The following is a 17,090-nucleotide window of genomic DNA, read 5'->3' as shown; positions in this document are numbered from 1 at the left end:
ATGAAGCACTTCTTAGTCTCACCGCTCAAGCTTGCGCTCGCCCTTGCCGCGGGCGGGCTCGCGAGCGCCACGCATGCCGCCGAACGGCTCGCCGCGCCGCCCGAGTTCCTCTCGATTCAGGCTAGCGCCGCGGCGGAGCATATCAGTTGGCAAGCCGTCGGCGACGACGTGCTGTCGCATCAAACCGGCAAGGCGCCGGGCGCCGAGATGGTATCGGGCCTCGTGCTGGAACTCATGTCGCAATGGCAAATGCCGAACGGCGCATCGGCTAGCGCGCACGGCAAGCTCACGATCACGACCAATGCCGACAACTCGTTGTCGGCGCAAGTAACGAGCTCCGCGCAAGCGAGCGACGGTACGAATCACGGCAACCATTACGGCAATGGCAATGGGAACGGCAATGCGAACGGCAACGTCGGAGTCAACGTAAACGCCAATGCCGGCGCCAATGCCGCGGTCGCGGGCAGAAGCAACGGCAATGCGCCGCCCGCATCGGCAACCGCGCTCTCCGCCACGGCGCCCGCCAGCGCCGGAGCCAACCCGCAAGCGAGCGCCACGGGTGGCCAAAACGTCTCGGTGAGTGGCGTCTCACAAGTGACCCAGGTCGCGGGCAACGGCAATGCGAGTTCGAATTCGGCCGTCATCGATTTCAACGGGTCCAGCCCATCCGGGACCGGGGCAGGCCCAAGCGCGAATACAAGCGCGAATACGACGAGCGCATCCGCGACGAGTGCGTCGGGACACGTGAAGGCCGACGTGACGTTCGCCGGGGGCGGCGTCGCGCTGACGTTGCAAACGCCGGCCGGCGTCGCCACGCAGACCATCGCGCCCGCCTCCAACCAAGGTGCGGGCGGTTCGATCGCACAACTGGTTCAAGTGGCGGGCAACGCGCAAGCGGTGGTGAATCAGTTGCAACTGAGCGTCCAGACGCAAGGGATGTCGGGCGCGTTGTTACGGCAGTTGGGGGTGCTCGACGCATTACGAAACTCGGCAATGCCAAGGCACTGACGCGGCCGGCAGGTCCGACAGGGTTCGATCGAGGGGCGCGCGGGCGAGCAATAAGCAATCGATATAAACCGGCGTGAAAGGCGATCGCTCGAGCAGCGAGATCGCCTCAAACGCCGAAGCAAGGCCGGGGGGACCGACATGTCTAAAACATCATCGAGGGACGCGCGGCGGCGCTGCGGCCGCACGAGGCTCGCCGCGATACCGGCGGCGATACTCGCACTCGTCTCACCGCAACTCGCATCGGCGCAGGCGCTCGCGGAGCAATCGCTCGAGCAGCGGCTGACCACGTTGATGCGTGTGGTGGACGAACAGCAACGGCAAATTCAATCGCTCGAAATGCAGGTCACTCAGTTGGAGATGGCGCAGCGCGGCCGCGGCCTCGCGGGCGATACCGGCGCCGCCGCGGCATCGCCCGTACCGCCGCCGGGCGCCGACGGCTTGCCCGTTCCCTTGCCCCCGCTCGCGCAAGTCGCCCCCGGGTCGGCGGGACCGACGAGCGGCGCCTCGACGGCGACCGGCGTACCCACGACCCCCTCGCTCCCCGCGCCGGCCGGCGGCGAGCCCGGCAGTGCGATCGGCACGACGCAAAAAGCCGCGCAGCCGTCGCGCACCGAAGCCGAAAACGCGGTCGTCCAGCGCGAGCACGCGCCGTTATTCGACCGCAAGCTCACGCTCGACTGGGGCATCAGCGACACCTACTACGACCGGCGTCAGTTGCAGCTATCGGGTTTCCTCGCGCTCGATGCGATCTTCCTCGGCAACATCAACTTGGGCGAAACCAAATCGCACCAAGTGATGGCCGATCTCGACGCGCGTTACGGCTTGACCGATCGCATCAGCTTCGACGTGGACGTGCCCTACGTTTATCGCCATAGCAACTTCATCGTGGGCGGCGCCGGCGGCGCGGCCAGCGCGCTGTCGGACGCCTCGGGCAATTCGAGCGCGATCGGGGACGTCAACTTCGGCGTCTACTACCAATTGCTCAAGGAGAGCGGGAGTTGGCCCGACGTCGTCGCCAGCTTACGCGTCAAGGCGCCGACGGGCACCTCGCCGTTCGGGATCAAGCTCGTTCAGGTTGACCCGAATAATACGAGCCTCGTCGCGCCGACGAAGCTGCCCACCGGCACCGGCTTTTGGAACGTCACGGCCGGCGTCTCGGTCCTGAAGACCTACGACCCGGTCGTGCTGTTCGGCAGTGCGTCCTATACGTACAACCTCGCGCGCTCGTTCTCGGATATCTCCTCGGTCCAAGGCCAGTCTCAGCCCGCGAAGGTCAAACTGGGCGACGTCTTCCAAGGGGGCGCCGGCGTCGCGCTCGCGTTCTCCGAGAAAGATTCGGCGAGCGTCTCCTACACGATGGCGATCGAGTCGCAAAGCAAGACGCAAGCGCCCGGGCAGGGTTGGCAGAAAGTGCCCGGCAGCGAGACCGTCGCGGCCGCGGTCAACTTCGGTTTGAACCACGTGGTGAACAAGCACCTGACGATCAACGGATCGGTATCCATTGGGCTCACGCCCGATGCGCCGAACTTCGTCTTCGGCGTGCGGTTCCCGTACACCTTTTGATGCTTGACCATACGGGGGCATCGTGCGCGATACATCTCATCTCTCATCGGTCGGCCCGGCCGGCGCCAGTGGACCGGCTTTGGCGCTCACGCGCGGCAAACGCGTGGGCGAGTGCGAACGAGAGCTGGACGAGCGCATGCTCGTCTATTTTTCGCGCTCGCCCGACGCGAACCTCGTCGATCAGTTGAAAGCGCGCGGCTGGACGGTGACGCTCGCGCGCAGCCCGGCCGATTGCGCGCGCCTGATCCGGCTCGACGTCCCCTACGCGGGTATCGTCGATCTCTCGCGCTTCAGCGCGCGTGAGGTCGCCGCGCTCGAAACCTGCTTGCGCCAGCCGCTCGTCGGCTGGGTGGCGCTCGCGAACCCCGACCGGCTCGACGAACCCGACGCGCGGCGCCTGATCCGTAGCTACTGCTTCGGTTACCTGCCGCTGCCGGCCACGGCACCGACGATCGACTATTTGCTGGGCCACGCGTTCGGTATGGTGACACTGAGCGATCTCGATCTCGCCGCGGGCGTAGCGGGCGCGGGCGACGACGAAATGGTCGGCACTTGTGAGGCGATGCAGCAGCTCTTCCGCACGATCCGCAAAGTGGCGAATACCGACGCCGCCGTTTTTATCGCGGGCGAATCGGGTACCGGCAAGGAGTTGACCGCCGTCGCGATTCACGAACGCTCGCCGCGGCGCAAGGAACCGTTCGTCGCGATCAATTGCGGCGCCATTCCGCACCACTTGCTGCAATCGGAGTTGTTCGGTTACGAGCGCGGCGCCTTCACGGGCGCTAACCAACGCAAAATCGGACGCGTCGAAGCGGCCAACGGCGGCACGTTGTTCCTCGACGAAATCGGCGATTTGCCGCTGGAAAGTCAAGCGAGCCTGTTGCGTTTTCTACAGGAGGGCAAGATCGAACGGCTCGGCGGGCGCGAATCGATCGTGGTCGACGTGCGCGTGATCTCTGCCACGCATGTCGATCTCGAAGGCGCGATGCGCGACGGCCGGTTCCGAGCGGATTTGTTTCATCGTCTGTGCGTGCTTCGTATCGACGAGCCGCCGCTGCGATCGCGCGGCAAGGACATCGAAATCTTGGCCCACCACGTGTTGCACAAGTTCAAAACCGACAGCGCGCGCCGCATCCGCGGTTTCGCGCCATCGGCGATCGAGGCGATGCATAAATACGGTTGGCCGGGCAACGTGCGCGAACTGATCAATCGCGTGCGGCGCGCGATCGTCATGGCCGAGGGCAAGCTGATTAGCGCTGAGGACCTCGACTTAGCGCAATTCACCGAGCAGCAGTCGATGACGCTCGCTCAAGCCCGCGAGGCCGCGGAAAAGCGGGCGATCGAAGCGGCGTTGCTGCGGCATCGGCATCGGCTCAACGAAGCGGCGATGGATCTGGGCATTTCGCGCGTCACGCTCTATCGGTTGATGGGTTCGCACGGACTGAGAGACCCCGCGGCGTCGGAGGAAAAGCCAGGCGAGGCGAACGAATCGAGCGTGGCGGGGGACGACAAGAGCGCGGCAGACTAGAGTGCGTGCGTCGCGGCGAATCGGCGCACGAGCGGCAGTCGCGTAAAATCGGCGGACCATTTCACTGCATTCTTGCCATGACGACACTGACGATCATCGTCGCCCGCGCCCGCAACGGTGTGATCGGCCGCAACAACCAACTGCCGTGGCATCTGCCAGAGGACCTCGGCTTCTTCAAGCGCGCGACGATGGGCGCGCCGATCATCATGGGACGCAAAACGCACGAGTCGATCGGGCGTCCGCTGCCGGGGCGGCGCAATATCGTGGTGACGCGCGACGCGACGCGAAAGTTCGAAGGTTGCGAGATGGCGACGAGTATCGAGCAAGCGCTCAAGCTGGCCGCCAAGGACGACGCGCCCGAGGCGTTCCTCATCGGCGGCACGCAGCTTTACGCCGAGGGTATCGGCTTGGCCGACAAGCTCGTCATCACCGAGATCGATGCGGACTTCGAAGGCGATGCGACGTTTCCGGCACCCGATCCCGCGCAATGGGAAATCGTGTCGCGCGAGGCGTACCGGGCGGAAGCGTTCGACTATGCGCGCGTGGCGTATCGCCGCAAGGCGCGCGCGCTGGTCTAGCGATCGCGCCGCCGCGCGCCCTTACTACCGCGTTACTGCCCCGCGATCGTCATACGTTCGATCAGCACGGAGCCCGTTTGCTTCGTGCCGCGCACGAGCGAATCGGCGCCGATCGCGACGATATGGCGGAACATCTCCTGCAAGGTCCCGGCCACGGTGATTTCTTCGACCGGGTATTGGATCTCGCCGTTTTCCACCCAAAAGCCCGACGCCCCGCGCGAGTAATCGCCCGTCACGTAGTTGACGCCCTGCCCCATCAGCTCGGTCAACAGCAATCCGGTGCCGAGCTTCTTGAGCATCGCCTTGAAATCGTCCTCGGGCCGCGTCTCGCTGCTCGTCAGCGTCAGATTGTGCGAACCGCCTGCGTTACCGGTCGTCTGCATGCCGAGCTTGCGCGCCGAGTAAGTCGACAGAAAATAACCCTCGACGACGCCGTCCTTCACGACCGAACGCTGCTTCGTGCGCACGCCCTCTTCGTCGAACGGCGCGCTGCCCATCGCGCGCGGCACATGCGGGTCTTCGACGATCTGCACATGGGGGGCGAAGACGCTCTTGCCGAGGCTGTCGACGAGAAACGACGTCTTGCGGTACAACGCGCCGCCGCTCGTCGCCTGCACGAATGCGCCGAGCAGACCGGCCGCGAGCGGCGCCTCGAACAGCACGGGCACCTTGCGCGTATCGAGCCGGCGTGCGCCGAGCCGCGCGAGCGCGCGCTCGGCGGCGTAACGGCCGATCGCCTCGGGATTCGCGAGCGCTTGCGCGTCGCGCTTGGACGAATACCAATCGTCGCGCTGCATATGGCGGCCGCTGCCGGCGATCGGCGCGCATGCCACATAGTGACGCGAGTACGGATAGCCGGACAAAAAGCCGCGCGTCGTGGCCAGCACGAACTGCGAATGCTGCGCGGAAACGCTCGCGCCTTCCGAATTGCGAATCTGCGGATCCGTGGCGAACGCCGCATCCTCGGCCCGGCGAGCGATTTCGACGGCCTCGTCGGCCGACAAATGCCACGGGTGGTACAAATCGAGATCGCGCGGCGCCGTCTCCAAGAGTTCGGCTTCCGCGAGACCGGCGCAATCGTCCTCGGCGGTAAACCGCGCGATGTTGTAGGCCGCGGCCACCGTATCGCGCAAGGCCTCTTTGGAGAAATCCGACGTGCTGGCATTGCCGCGCTTGGCGCCGATGAACACGGTCACCCCGACCATCTTGTCGCGGTTGTGCTCGATGGTTTCGACCTCGCCGCGGCGTACGGACACCGACAGTCCATCGCCTTCCGAGATCTCGGTCGCCGCATCCGTCGCGCCGAGCGACTTCGCGTGCTTGAGGATGTCGGAGGCGATCTCCTTCAATTCATCTTGGGTGTGCGGGAAAAAGCGTTGAGAGGTTTCCGTATCCGCTGCCATCGTGAGTGCCGTCCGGTGAAGTGCTGTTCGTTGAGCATCGCTCGGGTCGCCGCCGTCGAATCTGCGCCGTGCCAGCATACCCGATCATTCGCATCCCGCGATCATAGCAAGGCTTGGCCCGATGGTCGCGGACACCCGTCGGACGCGGCCCCGGCGCACGCTACAATATCGCCCATGACACGCAAAACCCGTATCCAACCGATCGAGCACGACGAGCCGGCCGATCAAGATTTCGCCGACGAGCGCCCCAGCAAATCGCAGTTGAAGCGCGAAATGCATGCGCTGCAGCAACTGGGCGTCGATCTCGTCGAGCTGCCGAAAGACGCGCTCAAACGCATGCCGATGCCGGAAAACCTGGGCGATGCCGTGCGCGAAGCGCGCCGGATCACCGACCATGAAGGCAAACGGCGTCAAATCCAGTACATCGGGCGCGTCATGCGTACGTTGACCGAAGACGAAATCGCGGCCCTGCGCACGGCGCTCGACACGTACCGCGGCGTGAACAAGGCCGAAACTGCGCGCTTGCACTGGATCGAGCAGACGCGCGAACGGCTGCTCGCCGGCGACGACGCGTTCACGGCGTTCTTGCGCGAGCACCCGGGCGCCGACGCCCAGGAAGGCCGCACGCTGATCCGCAATGCGCGCAAGGAAGCGCAGCAAGGCAAGCCGCCGCGTTACTTCCGCGAGCTGTTCCAGTGGATCAAGAACGCAAGCGGCGCAGCGGGCGGCTCGGCCGATGATGACGAGGATTCAACGGAGCGCGAAGAGAACGATGACTAAGCCCACGCGCAGCCACCCGGACGAAATCGTCATCGGCCTCGTGTCGATCAGCGATCGGGCATCGAGCGGCGTCTACGAGGACAAGGGGCTGCCCGCGCTCGAGGCCTGGCTCGGCCAAGCGCTCGCCTCGCCGTGGCGCGTCGAAAAGCGGCTGATCGCCGACGAGCCGGCGCAGATTTCGGCCACGCTGATCGAACTCGTGGATACGGTAGGCTGCGACCTGGTCCTGACGACGGGCGGCACGGGCCCGGCGCGCCGCGACGTGACGCCCGAGGCGACGCTTGCCGTGGCGACCAAGGAAATGCCGGGCTTCGGCGAGCAGATGCGGCAGATCAGCCTCAATTTCGTGCCGACGGCGATTTTGTCGCGTCAAGTGGCCGTCATCCGCGAAACGGCCGATCACGCGGCGTTGGTCATCAACCTTCCGGGGCAGCCGAAGTCGATTCAGGAAACGCTGGAAGGTTTGCGCGACGATGCGGGTAACGTGAAAGTGCCGGGTATCTTCGCGGCGGTCCCGTATTGCATCGACTTGATCGGCGGGCCTTACGTGAGCACGAACGACGCGGTCGTCGCGGCTTTTCGACCGAAGAATGCTCGGCGCGCATCACCCGCGTGAGCCGCGCTCGCGCGAGCGATGCGCGGCCCGCCAAGTGAAGGGAAGCCGTCGGCCGTTAGCCGTTAGCCGGTCAGTTGCCGCCGACGCTTGCCGGGCTCGATGCAACGAGGAAATGCTGGCGGTAGTACTTGAGTTCGTCGATCGACTCGTGGATGTCGGCCAGCGCCGTATGCATCGCGCGCTTTTGGAACCCCTTGTAGATGGCCGGCTGCCAGCGGCGGCACAACTCCTTGAGCGTGCTCACGTCGAGATTGCGGTAATGGAAGAACCGCTCGAGTTCGGGCATCCAGCGCGCCATGAAGCGGCGATCCTGACATATCGAATTTCCGCACATCGGCGATTTGCCGGGCGGCACATAATTGCCGAGGAAGGCACGAATCTGTTCCGTCGCGTCCGCTTCGGTAACCGTCGACGCGCGCACGCGGTCGATGAGGCCCGAGCGGCCGTGGGTGTTCTTGTTCCAGTCGTCCATTTTGTCGAGCGTTTCGTCGCTCTGATGGATCGCGAGCACCGGGCCCTCGACGACCTTCTCGAGCGTCGAGTTCGTCACCACGACCGCGATCTCGATGATGCGATCGGTGTCGGGCTCGAGCCCCGTCATTTCCATATCGAGCCAAACGAGGTTCATCTCGCTGCGTGCGAGCGTCGGCTCGCCGACGGGTTCAAGTAAGTCAGTCATGAGGGCAATCCGGTGATAAATACCAAACGAAGCGAAACGAGCGGCAAATGCCAAGCGGCGAAAAATGCAGGCATGCGCGCCCTGCGCGGGGCCGGGCACGCTCGCCCGGACTCGCGAAACTTTATAATTCTCGCATAGATAACTTGGACTTCCCGATGCCCGCTCTCGACTTCACCGTTCTGTTCGCCGCCATGGTGGTCGCGATGGTTGCCACGAAATTGTGGCTGGCCTCGCGACAAATCCGCTTCGTGGCGGCACGCAAGGACGCGGTGCCCGCGCAGTTCGCCGACACGATTCCGCTCGCGGCGCACCGCCGCGCCGCCGACTACACGGTGGTTCGCACGCGCTTGTCGATGCTCGAGATCATCGTCGGCGCGGCCGTGCTCGTCGGGCTCACGCTGCTCGGCGGCGTGCAAGTGCTCCATCACGCGATCGTCGGATGGCTCGGAGAAGGTTATGCGGGCCAGATCGCGCTCGTCGCGGCCGTGGTCGTGATCACCAGCGCGATCGACCTGCCGTTCGACTATTACCGGCAGTTCGTGGTCGAGGAACGATTCGGCTTCAACCGGATGACGCGCGCGATTTTCTTCGCCGATCTCGCCAAGGGTGCCGCGCTCGGCGCCGCTTTCGGGCTGCCGTTGCTGTTCGTCGTCTTGTGGCTCATGGGCCGAGCCGGCGGCCTGTGGTGGCTGTGGGCATGGGCCGTCATCGTCGGCTTCCAACTGCTCGTCCTGGTACTCTATCCGACGCTGATCGCGCCGCTGTTCAACAAGTTCGAACCGCTGGCCGACCAAGCGCTCGCCCATCGCATCGAAGCGCTGATGAAACGCTGCGGCTTCGCGGCCAAAGGCTTGTTCGTGATGGACGGCAGCCGCCGTTCCGCGCACGGTAACGCCTACTTCACGGGCTTCGGTGCCGGCAAGCGCATCGTTTTCTTCGACACCCTGCTCGCACGGCTTACAGGCAGCGAAATCGAAGCGGTACTCGCGCACGAACTCGGTCACTTCAAGCGCCGCCACGTGACCAAGCGAATGCTGGTGACGTTCGCGATCACGCTGGGGCTCCTTGCCTTGCTCGGCTGGCTCAGCGGGCGGACATGGTTCTACGAGGGGCTTGGCGTGCGCCCGTCGATGACCGGCAGCAACGATGCGCTCGCACTCGTGCTGTTCTTTTTGGCTTTGCCCGTCTTCATGTTCTTCGTCACGCCGCTCGGCAGCTTGACCTCGCGCAAGCATGAGTTCGAAGCCGATGCCTTCGCGGCGAGCCAGACCGACGCGCACCAACTCGTGAGCGCGCTCGTCAAGCTGTACGAGGACAACGCTTCCACCTTGACGCCCGATCCCCTCTATACGGCCTTCTATTACTCGCACCCGCCCGCATCGCAGCGGATCGAACGGCTGCTGCGCCACGCATGAGCTCGCGTCCCGCCAAACCCGCCAAGCGCGCCGGTGCCGCGCGCTTGCAGGGGCTCGTCATCGCGGCGCATGGACGCCATTACCTCGTCGCCCCCGAACACGAACCGCACGCGCTCGTGCAGTGTTTCCCGCGCGGCAAGAAAAGCGAGGTCGCAGTGGGCGATCGCGTCGTCTACGAGCCGACGTCGGCCGACCAGGGCGTCATCGTCGAGATCGGCGAGCGGCGCAATCTGCTGTACCGCTCGGACCAATACAAATCGAAGCTTTTCGCGGCCAACCTCGATCAGTTGTTGATCGTGCTGGCGACGCAGCCGCATTTCAGCGAGGATTTGCTCGGGCGGGCGCTCGTCGCCGCGGAGGCGAACGAGCTGGCGCCGGTCATCGTTCTGAATAAAACCGATGTGACCGATGCGCTACCGGCCGCCCGCCAGCGGCTGGCACCGTACCGTGAGCTCGGCTACGACGTGCTCGAGTTGTCGATCAAGGCACGCCCCGACGAAGCGCGCGCGATCTTGCATGAGCGATTGCACGGCCACGCCACGCTGCTGCTCGGCCAATCGGGGATGGGCAAATCGACGCTCGTGAACTTGATCGTACCCGACGCCGACGTGGCCACGAGAGAAATCTCAACGGCACTGAACAGCGGCCGCCACACGACTACCTTCACGCGGCTCTACCCGTTGCCGGACGGCGGCGCGCTGATCGATTCGCCGGGCTTTCAAGAATTCGGATTGCACCACCTGACCGAAGGCCGGCTCGAGCGCGCCTTTCCGGAGTTTCGTCCGCTGCTCGCGCACTGCCGCTTCTATAACTGCCATCATCTGCACGAACCGGGCTGCGCGATTCTCGAAGCGTTGGCCGAAGGGCGGATCGCGCGCGAGCGGCATGCGTTGTATGCACAGCTCGTACACGAGGCTAGCCAGGTCGTGAGATAGCACCCCGATCGAACGATCCGATCGCCACCCATGCCCCCGACGCGGTATCCACGCCTATGTTGAAGCTCACCCATGCACCGAATCCCGTCATCGGTCAACATTGGGTGAACGTGCTGGCCGCAGCCGGAATCGAGTGCGAGTTGCACAACCGGTATCTCACTGGCGCGCTCGGCGAAATTCCGGCTGACCAATGCGCGCCGGAACTGTGGCTCGTCGACGAACGCGACGAAGCGCTGGCGCGGCGCGTCCTGGCGACCGCGCAAAGCGGCCCGGCGCCGGGGACGCCTCCTTGGAAATGTCATGCATGCGGTGAAACGCTGGAGCCTCAGTTCACGGCGTGTTGGCGCTGCGGTACTTTACGCGAGGCGGACTAGGCCGCTGACTGGAAGACGGTTGCGCGCAACGCGTCAGCCGACCCAGACCGCGATCGTCAGCATCAACAGCAAAATCATCCATAGGATGACGGCACGCCAAACGAGCCCCACCGCCGATTGCAGCGTGCGGGGGGTGCAGTCGTCGCCGACGGGCATCGGCGCGCCATCGGGCGAGCCGAGCGTTTCGATGCTGGACAGCTCGGCCAGCGGCCCCGCCAAGCGGGCGCCGAGTGCGCCGCTGCCGGCGGAGAGCAATACGCCGTCGTTCGCATCGGGCCATTGCCGCGCGTGATTGCGCCACGCGTAGATTGCATCCTCGAAGTTGCCGACGATGGCGAATCCGAGCGCGGTCAATCGGGCCGGCACCCAGTCGATGACGAAAAACGCATTGCGGGCGAACCCGCCGAAGGCTGCCGTGCGCTCGCCGACCGATAGGCTCCAGCTACGCGCCAAGTATTCCGAAATACGGTAAAGCACCGCGCCGGCGGGGCCGATCGGCACGAGAAACCAGAAGAAAACCCCGAAGACGTGCCGATGTGAGGCGACGACGGCGTGGATCAACGTATGGCGGACGATTTCACCGACGGGCATATCGACGGTGTCCATACCGGTCCACTCGGCCAGGATTTCCCTCGCGCGGGGGACGTCGTCGTTATTGAGCGCGAGATGAATATCGGTGAAGTAATGGCTGAATTGCCGAAAACCGAGCGTGAAATAAACGATGACGACGTTCCAAAGGAACGCCAGCGCGAAACTGATTCGATAAAGGATGTAATAGACGGCGCCGACGGCCAGCGTCCACGGCAACACGACGACGAGCCACGCGAGCATGCCGTGTTTTCTCTTGCCCGCATCGAAACCTTGCGCGGCCGATTCCGCATGGTACTGCAGCAGCGCGAAGATCGGATTGCTCTGCGAGAGCGCGCGCAGTTGTTCGATGACAAGGGCCAGCAATACGGAGAAAAAGGTCATGCGAGGGACCGTGGCAATTCGAGTTTGTTCGTATGTCGCATAACGATAGCACAGGGCGGTGCACCCGAATGCGGTACCGTCGACGCGGCCGAGTGACGTGCCGCGGATCGTACGTCTCGCTACGCGGCCAAAAAGCGATAGAAATTGCGCAACATGCCGGCAGTTGCGCCCCAGATGAAATATTGGCCGCCGGTCCCGGGACGGGGATAAGGCATGGCAAAAAAGCGACGCTCGCCCCCTTCCCAACGCAGCACCCGCACTTCGTGGTTGGCCGGGTTCATCAGAAAAGGCAGTGGCACCTCGAAGATTTCGGCCACTTCGAGCGTGTCCGCGCTCACTGTGAACGGCGGGTGCACGAGCCCCACGACCGGCGTGACGCAAAAACCCGTTCCGGTCAAATAATCGGGCAGCGCGCCCAGCACTTCCACTCGCTCGGGCGCCAGGGCGACTTCCTCCTGCGCCTCGCGCAGCGCCGTGGCGATGGCGTCGGGATCCGACGGCTCCCGGCGGCCGCCGGGAAAACTAATTTGGCCCGCGTGGTCGCTCAAATGGTCCGCGCGCTGGGTCAGCAAGACCGACAGCCCTGCTTCGCGAACGACGAGCGGCACGAGTACGGCGGCGGCGCGCGGGTCGCCGCGCTCCGCACGCGGCTCGAACGGCTCCGGCGACCAAGCCAAACGTTGCGCGAAGCGCTCGCGCAAGCCGGCGGGCGTCAGCCGATAGGCGGCCACGCAGGGCAGATCGGCGCCGGTGCTTTCGATGGGTAGGACTTCGGGTTCGAAGACGGGACGGATCAACGTAACGCTCGTGAAGTCATGGAGGGATATCCGACATTGTGACGCCGCAAACCAAAAAGAAAAAAGCACCCGAGCGGGTGCTTTTTCTTACAGCAATCACGCTTAGGAAGCAGCGCGGTCCTTGAAGACCAGCTTTTCCTTGATACGTGCCGACTTGCCCGAGCGCTCGCGCAGGTAGTACAGCTTCGCGCGACGCACATCGCCGCGACGCTTCACGACGATGCTGGCCAGCAGCGGCGAGTACGTTTGGAACGTACGCTCGACGCCTTCGCCCGACGAAATCTTGCGGACGATGAACGACGAGTTCAGGCCACGGTTACGCTTTGCGATCACCACGCCTTCATAGGCCTGGACGCGCTTGCGGTTACCTTCGACCACGTTCACGTTGACGATCACCGTATCGCCGGGGGCGAATTCGGGAATCGACTTGCCGGCGAGCACGCGCTCGATCTCTTCCTGCTCGAGTTTTGCAATCAGATCCATCACTGACTCCTTATGCCATCTTGTCGGCGTTCTGCCTGCCTTGAGCCTGACGGGCTCATTGGCACGGCCCCGATAGAGGATGGGTTCACATCTGACGCCACTCGCGTGGCGCCGCCTTTGCCTTGCTGACGGACCGGCGCCCTTCAGGACTCCGGTGCCGCTTTTGCAAGGCTAGCGAGCCATGCCTCGTCGGCACGGCTCAACATCTTGTTGCGCCTCGCGCGCGCGATCAAGTCGGGCCGCTTGGCAAGGGTATTTCTCAGCGCTTCCTTGCGGCGCCACTGCTCGATTTCGGCGTGGTGACCGCCAAGCAGGACGTCGGGTACGCGCATACCTTCATATTCTTCGGGACGCGTGTAATGCGGACAATCCAGCAAGCCGTCGACGAAACTGTCTTGCACCGCGGATTGCGCATCGCCTAGCACGCCCGGCAACTGCCTGACCACCGCGTCCATCAACGCCATGGCCGGTAACTCACCGCCCGAGAGGACGAAGTCGCCAAGACTGACCTCCTCGTCCACGCAGCGTTCGATCAAGCGCTGATCGATCGCTTCATACCGGCCGCACAACAACACGAGCCCAGGCTCGGTTGCGAAGCGCATGACACGGTCATGATCGAGCGGCGCGCCTTGAGGCGACATCATCACGACGCGAGTACCGCTTACGCCGAGGGCCGCTTGCGCGGCTTTCGCCGCACCGATCGCTGCCTCGAGCGGCTTGGCGAGCATCACCATGCCGGGACCACCGCCGTAGGGCCGATCATCGACCGTCCGGTAGTTGTCGGTCGTGAAATCGCGCGGATTCCACGTTCTCAAGCCGAACCGCCCTTGCTTCGCCGCTCGGCTCGTGATGCCCCACTCGGTAATCGCGCGGAACATCTCGGGAAAGAGCGTGACGACATCGAACTGCATCGCGCGCTCCCTGAAGTGGACCATGCTCAGTAATCGGCTTCCCAATCGACGACGATGCGCTTCGCCGCCTGATCCACCGTTTTCACATACACGCCGACGAACGGAATCAACCGCTCTCCGGTGACGGGCTGCCCGTCCTTGCCCTGCGACGGGTACTCGATGCGCAGTACCGCGTGCGCGCCGTTGTCGATGAGGTCCGCAACGGAGCCGAGCGCGACGCCCGCCTCGTTCACGACCGCAAGGCCGATCAGATCGACCCAGTAGAATTCGTCGGCCGAAAGCGCCGGGAAATCGCTACGGCGCACATACACACGCCAACCGCGCAACGCGAGCGCCTGATCGCGATCGCCGGCGCCGTTCAACTGCGCGACGACGCTGTCGCTATGCGTTTTCGCCGAGACGACGGGGGCCGATTTCATCTCGCGCCCTTTGACGAGCCACCAGCGCTTGGCGCTCGTCAGTGCATCGCCGCCTTGAGTTGCGCTAGCATGCGGCGCGACCTTTACCCAGCCTTTGAGGCCGTAGGCATCGACAATAGCGCCGACTTCGATCGCATCGTCCGGCAGTGCGCCGACAAGCTCGATGCCCGGCGTTGGACCGGCGGCAGCACGTACTGCATTGCGCTCGACCGGCTTACGCGCGAACGCGCCAAACGACGCAGGCGCTCGGGAAGCCATGTTGGCCTTACCGACCTTAAGCAGCCGGCTGCGCCTTTTGCGCTTGCTTCACGAGACGCTCGACCGTGGGCGACAGTTGTGCGCCAACGCCTTGCCAGTACGTCAGACGATCTTGCGCGATGCGCAGCGATTCGCCCTTCGTGGCGACCGGGTTGTAGAAACCGACGCGCTCGATAAAACGGCCGTCGCGACGGTTACGCGAATCGGTGGCGACGATGTTGTAGAACGGGCGCTTCTTCGAGCCGCCACGTGCCAAGCGGATGATGACCATACTGTAATCCTTGAAAACCGGGGGTTCGGAACCACTGAAACGCTCGATTATAGCGGGAAACTGAAACCATAACAAACACTTACCCGCTTAGCCCCGCTTCAGCGTGAGATATCGGCAACCGAGCGGCAGTCGAAACCGGGCCCAATGCGAAGACGCGCGACGTACAATGCGCGCTCGGGCGGCCCCGTGGCGCCCTTTTTTTTCTCGACGAACCACCGCCTTACGTCTTCCAGGCCATGTCCAATCGCGTACCTTCAGCCGCCCGTTTTCGCTCCAAAACGCTGACCGCCTTGCTCGCGTTCTTGCTCGGGAGCGTAGGCGCCCACCGCTTTTATCTCTATGGTCGACGCGACGCGTTCGGCTGGGCTCATCTGATCGGCACGGCGCTCGGCATCCCGGGGGTACTGATGCTCGTCGCCTCGCACCGCACCTCCTCGACCGGCTGGGTGCTGGCCGTGCTCGGCGCGGGTTCGTTACTGGCGGCGTTCCTTGCAGCGATCGTCTACGGATTGCGTCCCGACGAGAAATGGGATGCGCAATTCAATGCCGGGCTCACGCGACGCAGCCGTTCGGGCTGGGGCGTCGTCTTCGTCGTGATCTTCTCGCTGTTTATCGGCGCGCTTGGGTTGATGGCGGGGCTCGCCGTGACCTTCCAGACGTATTTCGAATCGCAAGGCGGCATCAACACGTCGCTATCCGACTGAGCAGGAGCCGCATTCGCCGGTCAAAACAAATCCAACTGAGGATTTTGCGGCGCGCAGGCCACGGGCTTCTTGAAGTGAGACATATCGAGGATTCCGTGTCGCCGCGCGTTGAGCCCCAGCCGCTTGACCGCTTTTTCGAATCGCTGCTTGAGTAGGTCGGCCCAGGCCCCCTCTCCTTTCATGCGCCGGGAAAACGAAGCGTCATAGTCCTTGCCGCCGCGCATATCGCGCACCCTGGCCATTACCCGCTCCGCACGCTGTGGGAAATGAACCGCCAACCAATCCTTGAAGAGCGGCGCGACCTCCCAGGGCAAGCGCAAAACGATGTAGCTTGCGCTCGTGGCGCCTGCTTCCGCGCAGGCCTCCAAGACGCGCTCGAAATCGGGTTCGGTAACGAACGGAATCACCGGCGCAATACTGACGCCTACCGGAATTCCCGCCTGCGCGAGTGCGCGGATGGTGCGTAGCCGCCGCACCGGCGTCGCGGCCCTAGGCTCCAACGTACGCGCGATATCGGCGTCGAGCGTGGTGATCGTCACGGCCGCCATCACCTGTCCGCGCTCGGCCATTGGCGCGAGCAGATCGATATCGCGCTCGATAAGCGACGATTTCGTGATCGCGGCGAACGGATGCTCGTGATCATGCAATATCTCGATGACGCGTCGCGTTAGGCGTAATTCGCGTTCGATCGGCTGATAGGCGTCCGTGTTCACGCCAAGCGCGATGGGCTCGGGCACGTAGCTCTTTTTCATCAACTCGCGTTGCAGCAGCTCCGGCGCGTTGACTTTGGCATAGATACGGCTCTCGAAGTCGAGCCCTGGCGATAAACCGAGATAGCTGTGCGTTGGACGAGCAAAGCAGTAGATGCAGCCATGTTCGCAACCACGGTACGGATTGAGCGACACGCTGAACGGGATGTCGGGCGAGGCGTTGCGCGTTAGGATGCTGCGCGCCTGCTCTTCGAAGACGTGTGTCTTTAACTGAGACGGAACGTCTTCTTCGCCGTCGGGCGACCAGCCGTCGTCAAACGCGGCACGCTCGTCGCGCTCATATCGTCCCTGCAAATTCGTGACAGCACCCCGTCCCTTTAGCGGTGCGGGGGGAGCGATAGGAAATTCGGCGTCGCGGTCGTCCATCTTCGATCCAGACCAAATGGGTCACTTGGTCTCGGTTCCGGTGTTGAGTCTGTATATGCCTTTTTACTGTATGCATATACAGTACGTCAAGTATGCGAACCGATCGATGCGATGGCTGTTCGCGTTGAGCCGCGGCGCTGAAGATGTCGATGGCAGCGTAGATTTCGGCGTGCCAAAGCAAAAACCCCCGAGAGCGCGGTGGCTGACGGGGGTTCTTAGCATGAGGAGCCTGACGATTACCTACTTTCACACGGGCAATC

General features: G+C 63.9%; 19 protein-coding genes. 10 read left to right on the top strand and 9 right to left on the bottom strand.

Annotated elements, in window-relative coordinates:
* The 4 genes from DXT59_RS08165 (at window position 1) to DXT59_RS08150 (ending at window position 4,677) form a co-directional block, all read left to right on the top strand.
* On the top strand, window positions 1-1,008 hold the full coding sequence (locus DXT59_RS08165; protein ID WP_116136411.1) for a peptidase C39: 1,008 nt from the start codon (window positions 1-3) through the stop codon (window positions 1,006-1,008).
* Between the two features lie 138 nt (window positions 1,009-1,146).
* Complete coding sequence (locus DXT59_RS08160; protein WP_116136410.1) at window positions 1,147-2,571, top strand: hypothetical protein; 1,425 nt, start codon at window positions 1,147-1,149, stop codon at window positions 2,569-2,571.
* A gap of 22 nt (window positions 2,572-2,593) precedes the next feature.
* Window positions 2,594-4,099 carry a sigma-54 dependent transcriptional regulator gene (locus DXT59_RS08155; protein ID WP_420823375.1) on the top strand — a complete coding sequence of 502 codons (1,506 nt, stop codon included), beginning with the start codon at window positions 2,594-2,596 and terminating at the stop codon, window positions 4,097-4,099.
* A gap of 77 nt (window positions 4,100-4,176) precedes the next feature.
* Window positions 4,177-4,677 carry a dihydrofolate reductase gene (locus DXT59_RS08150; RefSeq protein WP_116136409.1) on the top strand — a complete coding sequence of 167 codons (501 nt, stop codon included), beginning with the start codon at window positions 4,177-4,179 and terminating at the stop codon, window positions 4,675-4,677.
* Window positions 4,678-4,709: 32 nt separating this feature from the next.
* Here the strand turns inward: DXT59_RS08150 and pmbA are convergent, their stop codons facing one another.
* Complete coding sequence (gene pmbA, locus DXT59_RS08145) at window positions 4,710-6,080, bottom strand: metalloprotease PmbA (RefSeq protein WP_116136581.1); 1,371 nt, start codon at window positions 6,078-6,080, stop codon at window positions 4,710-4,712.
* Between the two features lie 174 nt (window positions 6,081-6,254).
* On the opposite strand from pmbA, the gene yjgA reads away from it, so the two are divergent.
* Together yjgA and mog are read left to right on the top strand one after the other, a co-directional pair.
* Window positions 6,255-6,860 carry a ribosome biogenesis factor YjgA gene (yjgA, locus tag DXT59_RS08140; RefSeq protein ID WP_116136408.1) on the top strand — a complete coding sequence of 202 codons (606 nt, stop codon included), beginning with the start codon at window positions 6,255-6,257 and terminating at the stop codon, window positions 6,858-6,860.
* A complete protein-coding gene (gene mog / locus DXT59_RS08135) occupies window positions 6,853-7,476 on the top strand; it encodes a molybdopterin adenylyltransferase (RefSeq protein WP_116136407.1) in 624 nt (207 codons plus the stop codon). The genes yjgA and mog overlap by 8 nt, the downstream gene beginning before the upstream one ends.
* 70 nt (window positions 7,477-7,546) lie before the next feature.
* Here the strand turns inward: mog and orn are convergent, their stop codons facing one another.
* Entirely contained in the window at window positions 7,547-8,155 is a 609-nt protein-coding gene (orn, locus tag DXT59_RS08130) for an oligoribonuclease (protein ID WP_116136580.1), read from the bottom strand.
* Between the two features lie 155 nt (window positions 8,156-8,310).
* Here orn and DXT59_RS08125 point away from each other — a divergent pair, with 155 nt between their 5' ends.
* The 3 genes from DXT59_RS08125 to DXT59_RS08115 are packed head-to-tail and all read left to right on the top strand — an operon-like array spanning window position 8,311 to window position 10,879.
* The gene (locus DXT59_RS08125; RefSeq protein ID WP_116136406.1) at window positions 8,311-9,570 is read left to right on the top strand and encodes a M48 family metallopeptidase; all 1,260 of its coding nucleotides are present in this window, start codon (window positions 8,311-8,313) and stop codon (window positions 9,568-9,570) included.
* On the top strand, window positions 9,567-10,505 hold the full coding sequence (gene rsgA, locus DXT59_RS08120; protein ID WP_116136405.1) for a ribosome small subunit-dependent GTPase A: 939 nt from the start codon (window positions 9,567-9,569) through the stop codon (window positions 10,503-10,505). The genes DXT59_RS08125 and rsgA overlap by 4 nt, the downstream gene beginning before the upstream one ends.
* 59 nt (window positions 10,506-10,564) lie before the next feature.
* The gene (locus DXT59_RS08115; RefSeq protein ID WP_116136579.1) at window positions 10,565-10,879 is read left to right on the top strand and encodes a putative signal transducing protein; all 315 of its coding nucleotides are present in this window, start codon (window positions 10,565-10,567) and stop codon (window positions 10,877-10,879) included.
* Window positions 10,880-10,912: 33 nt separating this feature from the next.
* Here DXT59_RS08115 and DXT59_RS08110 read toward each other — a convergent pair whose 3' ends face one another.
* The 6 genes from DXT59_RS08110 to rpsP form a co-directional block, all read right to left on the bottom strand.
* Window positions 10,913-11,851, bottom strand: coding sequence for a CobD/CbiB family protein (locus DXT59_RS08110; protein ID WP_116136404.1), 939 nt, complete (start codon window positions 11,849-11,851; stop codon window positions 10,913-10,915).
* Between the two features lie 119 nt (window positions 11,852-11,970).
* Window positions 11,971-12,648 (bottom strand): CoA pyrophosphatase, encoded by a 678-nt coding sequence (locus DXT59_RS08105; RefSeq protein ID WP_116136403.1) that lies wholly within the window; start codon window positions 12,646-12,648, stop codon window positions 11,971-11,973.
* A 102-nt stretch (window positions 12,649-12,750) separates the two neighbouring features.
* Window positions 12,751-13,131, bottom strand: coding sequence for a 50S ribosomal protein L19 (gene rplS, locus DXT59_RS08100; protein WP_116136402.1), 381 nt, complete (start codon window positions 13,129-13,131; stop codon window positions 12,751-12,753).
* Window positions 13,132-13,274: 143 nt separating this feature from the next.
* Entirely contained in the window at window positions 13,275-14,066 is a 792-nt protein-coding gene (gene trmD, locus DXT59_RS08095; protein WP_240324447.1) for a tRNA (guanosine(37)-N1)-methyltransferase TrmD, read from the bottom strand.
* Window positions 14,067-14,068: 2 nt separating this feature from the next.
* Window positions 14,069-14,719: a ribosome maturation factor RimM gene (rimM, locus tag DXT59_RS08090; RefSeq protein WP_116136401.1), complete on the bottom strand. Its 651-nt coding sequence runs from the start codon at window positions 14,717-14,719 to the stop codon at window positions 14,069-14,071.
* Between the two features lie 16 nt (window positions 14,720-14,735).
* Window positions 14,736-14,990: a 30S ribosomal protein S16 gene (gene rpsP, locus DXT59_RS08085; protein WP_010091769.1), complete on the bottom strand. Its 255-nt coding sequence runs from the start codon at window positions 14,988-14,990 to the stop codon at window positions 14,736-14,738.
* A 236-nt stretch (window positions 14,991-15,226) separates the two neighbouring features.
* On the opposite strand from rpsP, the gene DXT59_RS08080 reads away from it, so the two are divergent.
* The gene (locus DXT59_RS08080; protein WP_116136400.1) at window positions 15,227-15,694 is read left to right on the top strand and encodes a M50 family metallopeptidase; all 468 of its coding nucleotides are present in this window, start codon (window positions 15,227-15,229) and stop codon (window positions 15,692-15,694) included.
* Between the two features lie 20 nt (window positions 15,695-15,714).
* Here the strand turns inward: DXT59_RS08080 and DXT59_RS08075 are convergent, their stop codons facing one another.
* On the bottom strand, window positions 15,715-16,830 hold the full coding sequence (locus tag DXT59_RS08075) for a PA0069 family radical SAM protein (RefSeq protein WP_116136399.1): 1,116 nt from the start codon (window positions 16,828-16,830) through the stop codon (window positions 15,715-15,717).
* Between the last annotated feature and the right edge of the window lie 260 nt (window positions 16,831-17,090).

The organism is Trinickia diaoshuihuensis (genome assembly GCF_003390925.1).
GTDB lineage: Bacteria > Pseudomonadota > Gammaproteobacteria > Burkholderiales > Burkholderiaceae > Trinickia > Trinickia diaoshuihuensis.
The sequence above is the reverse complement of the archived record's forward strand: the minus strand, read 5'-3'. Positions and strand labels throughout refer to the sequence as shown.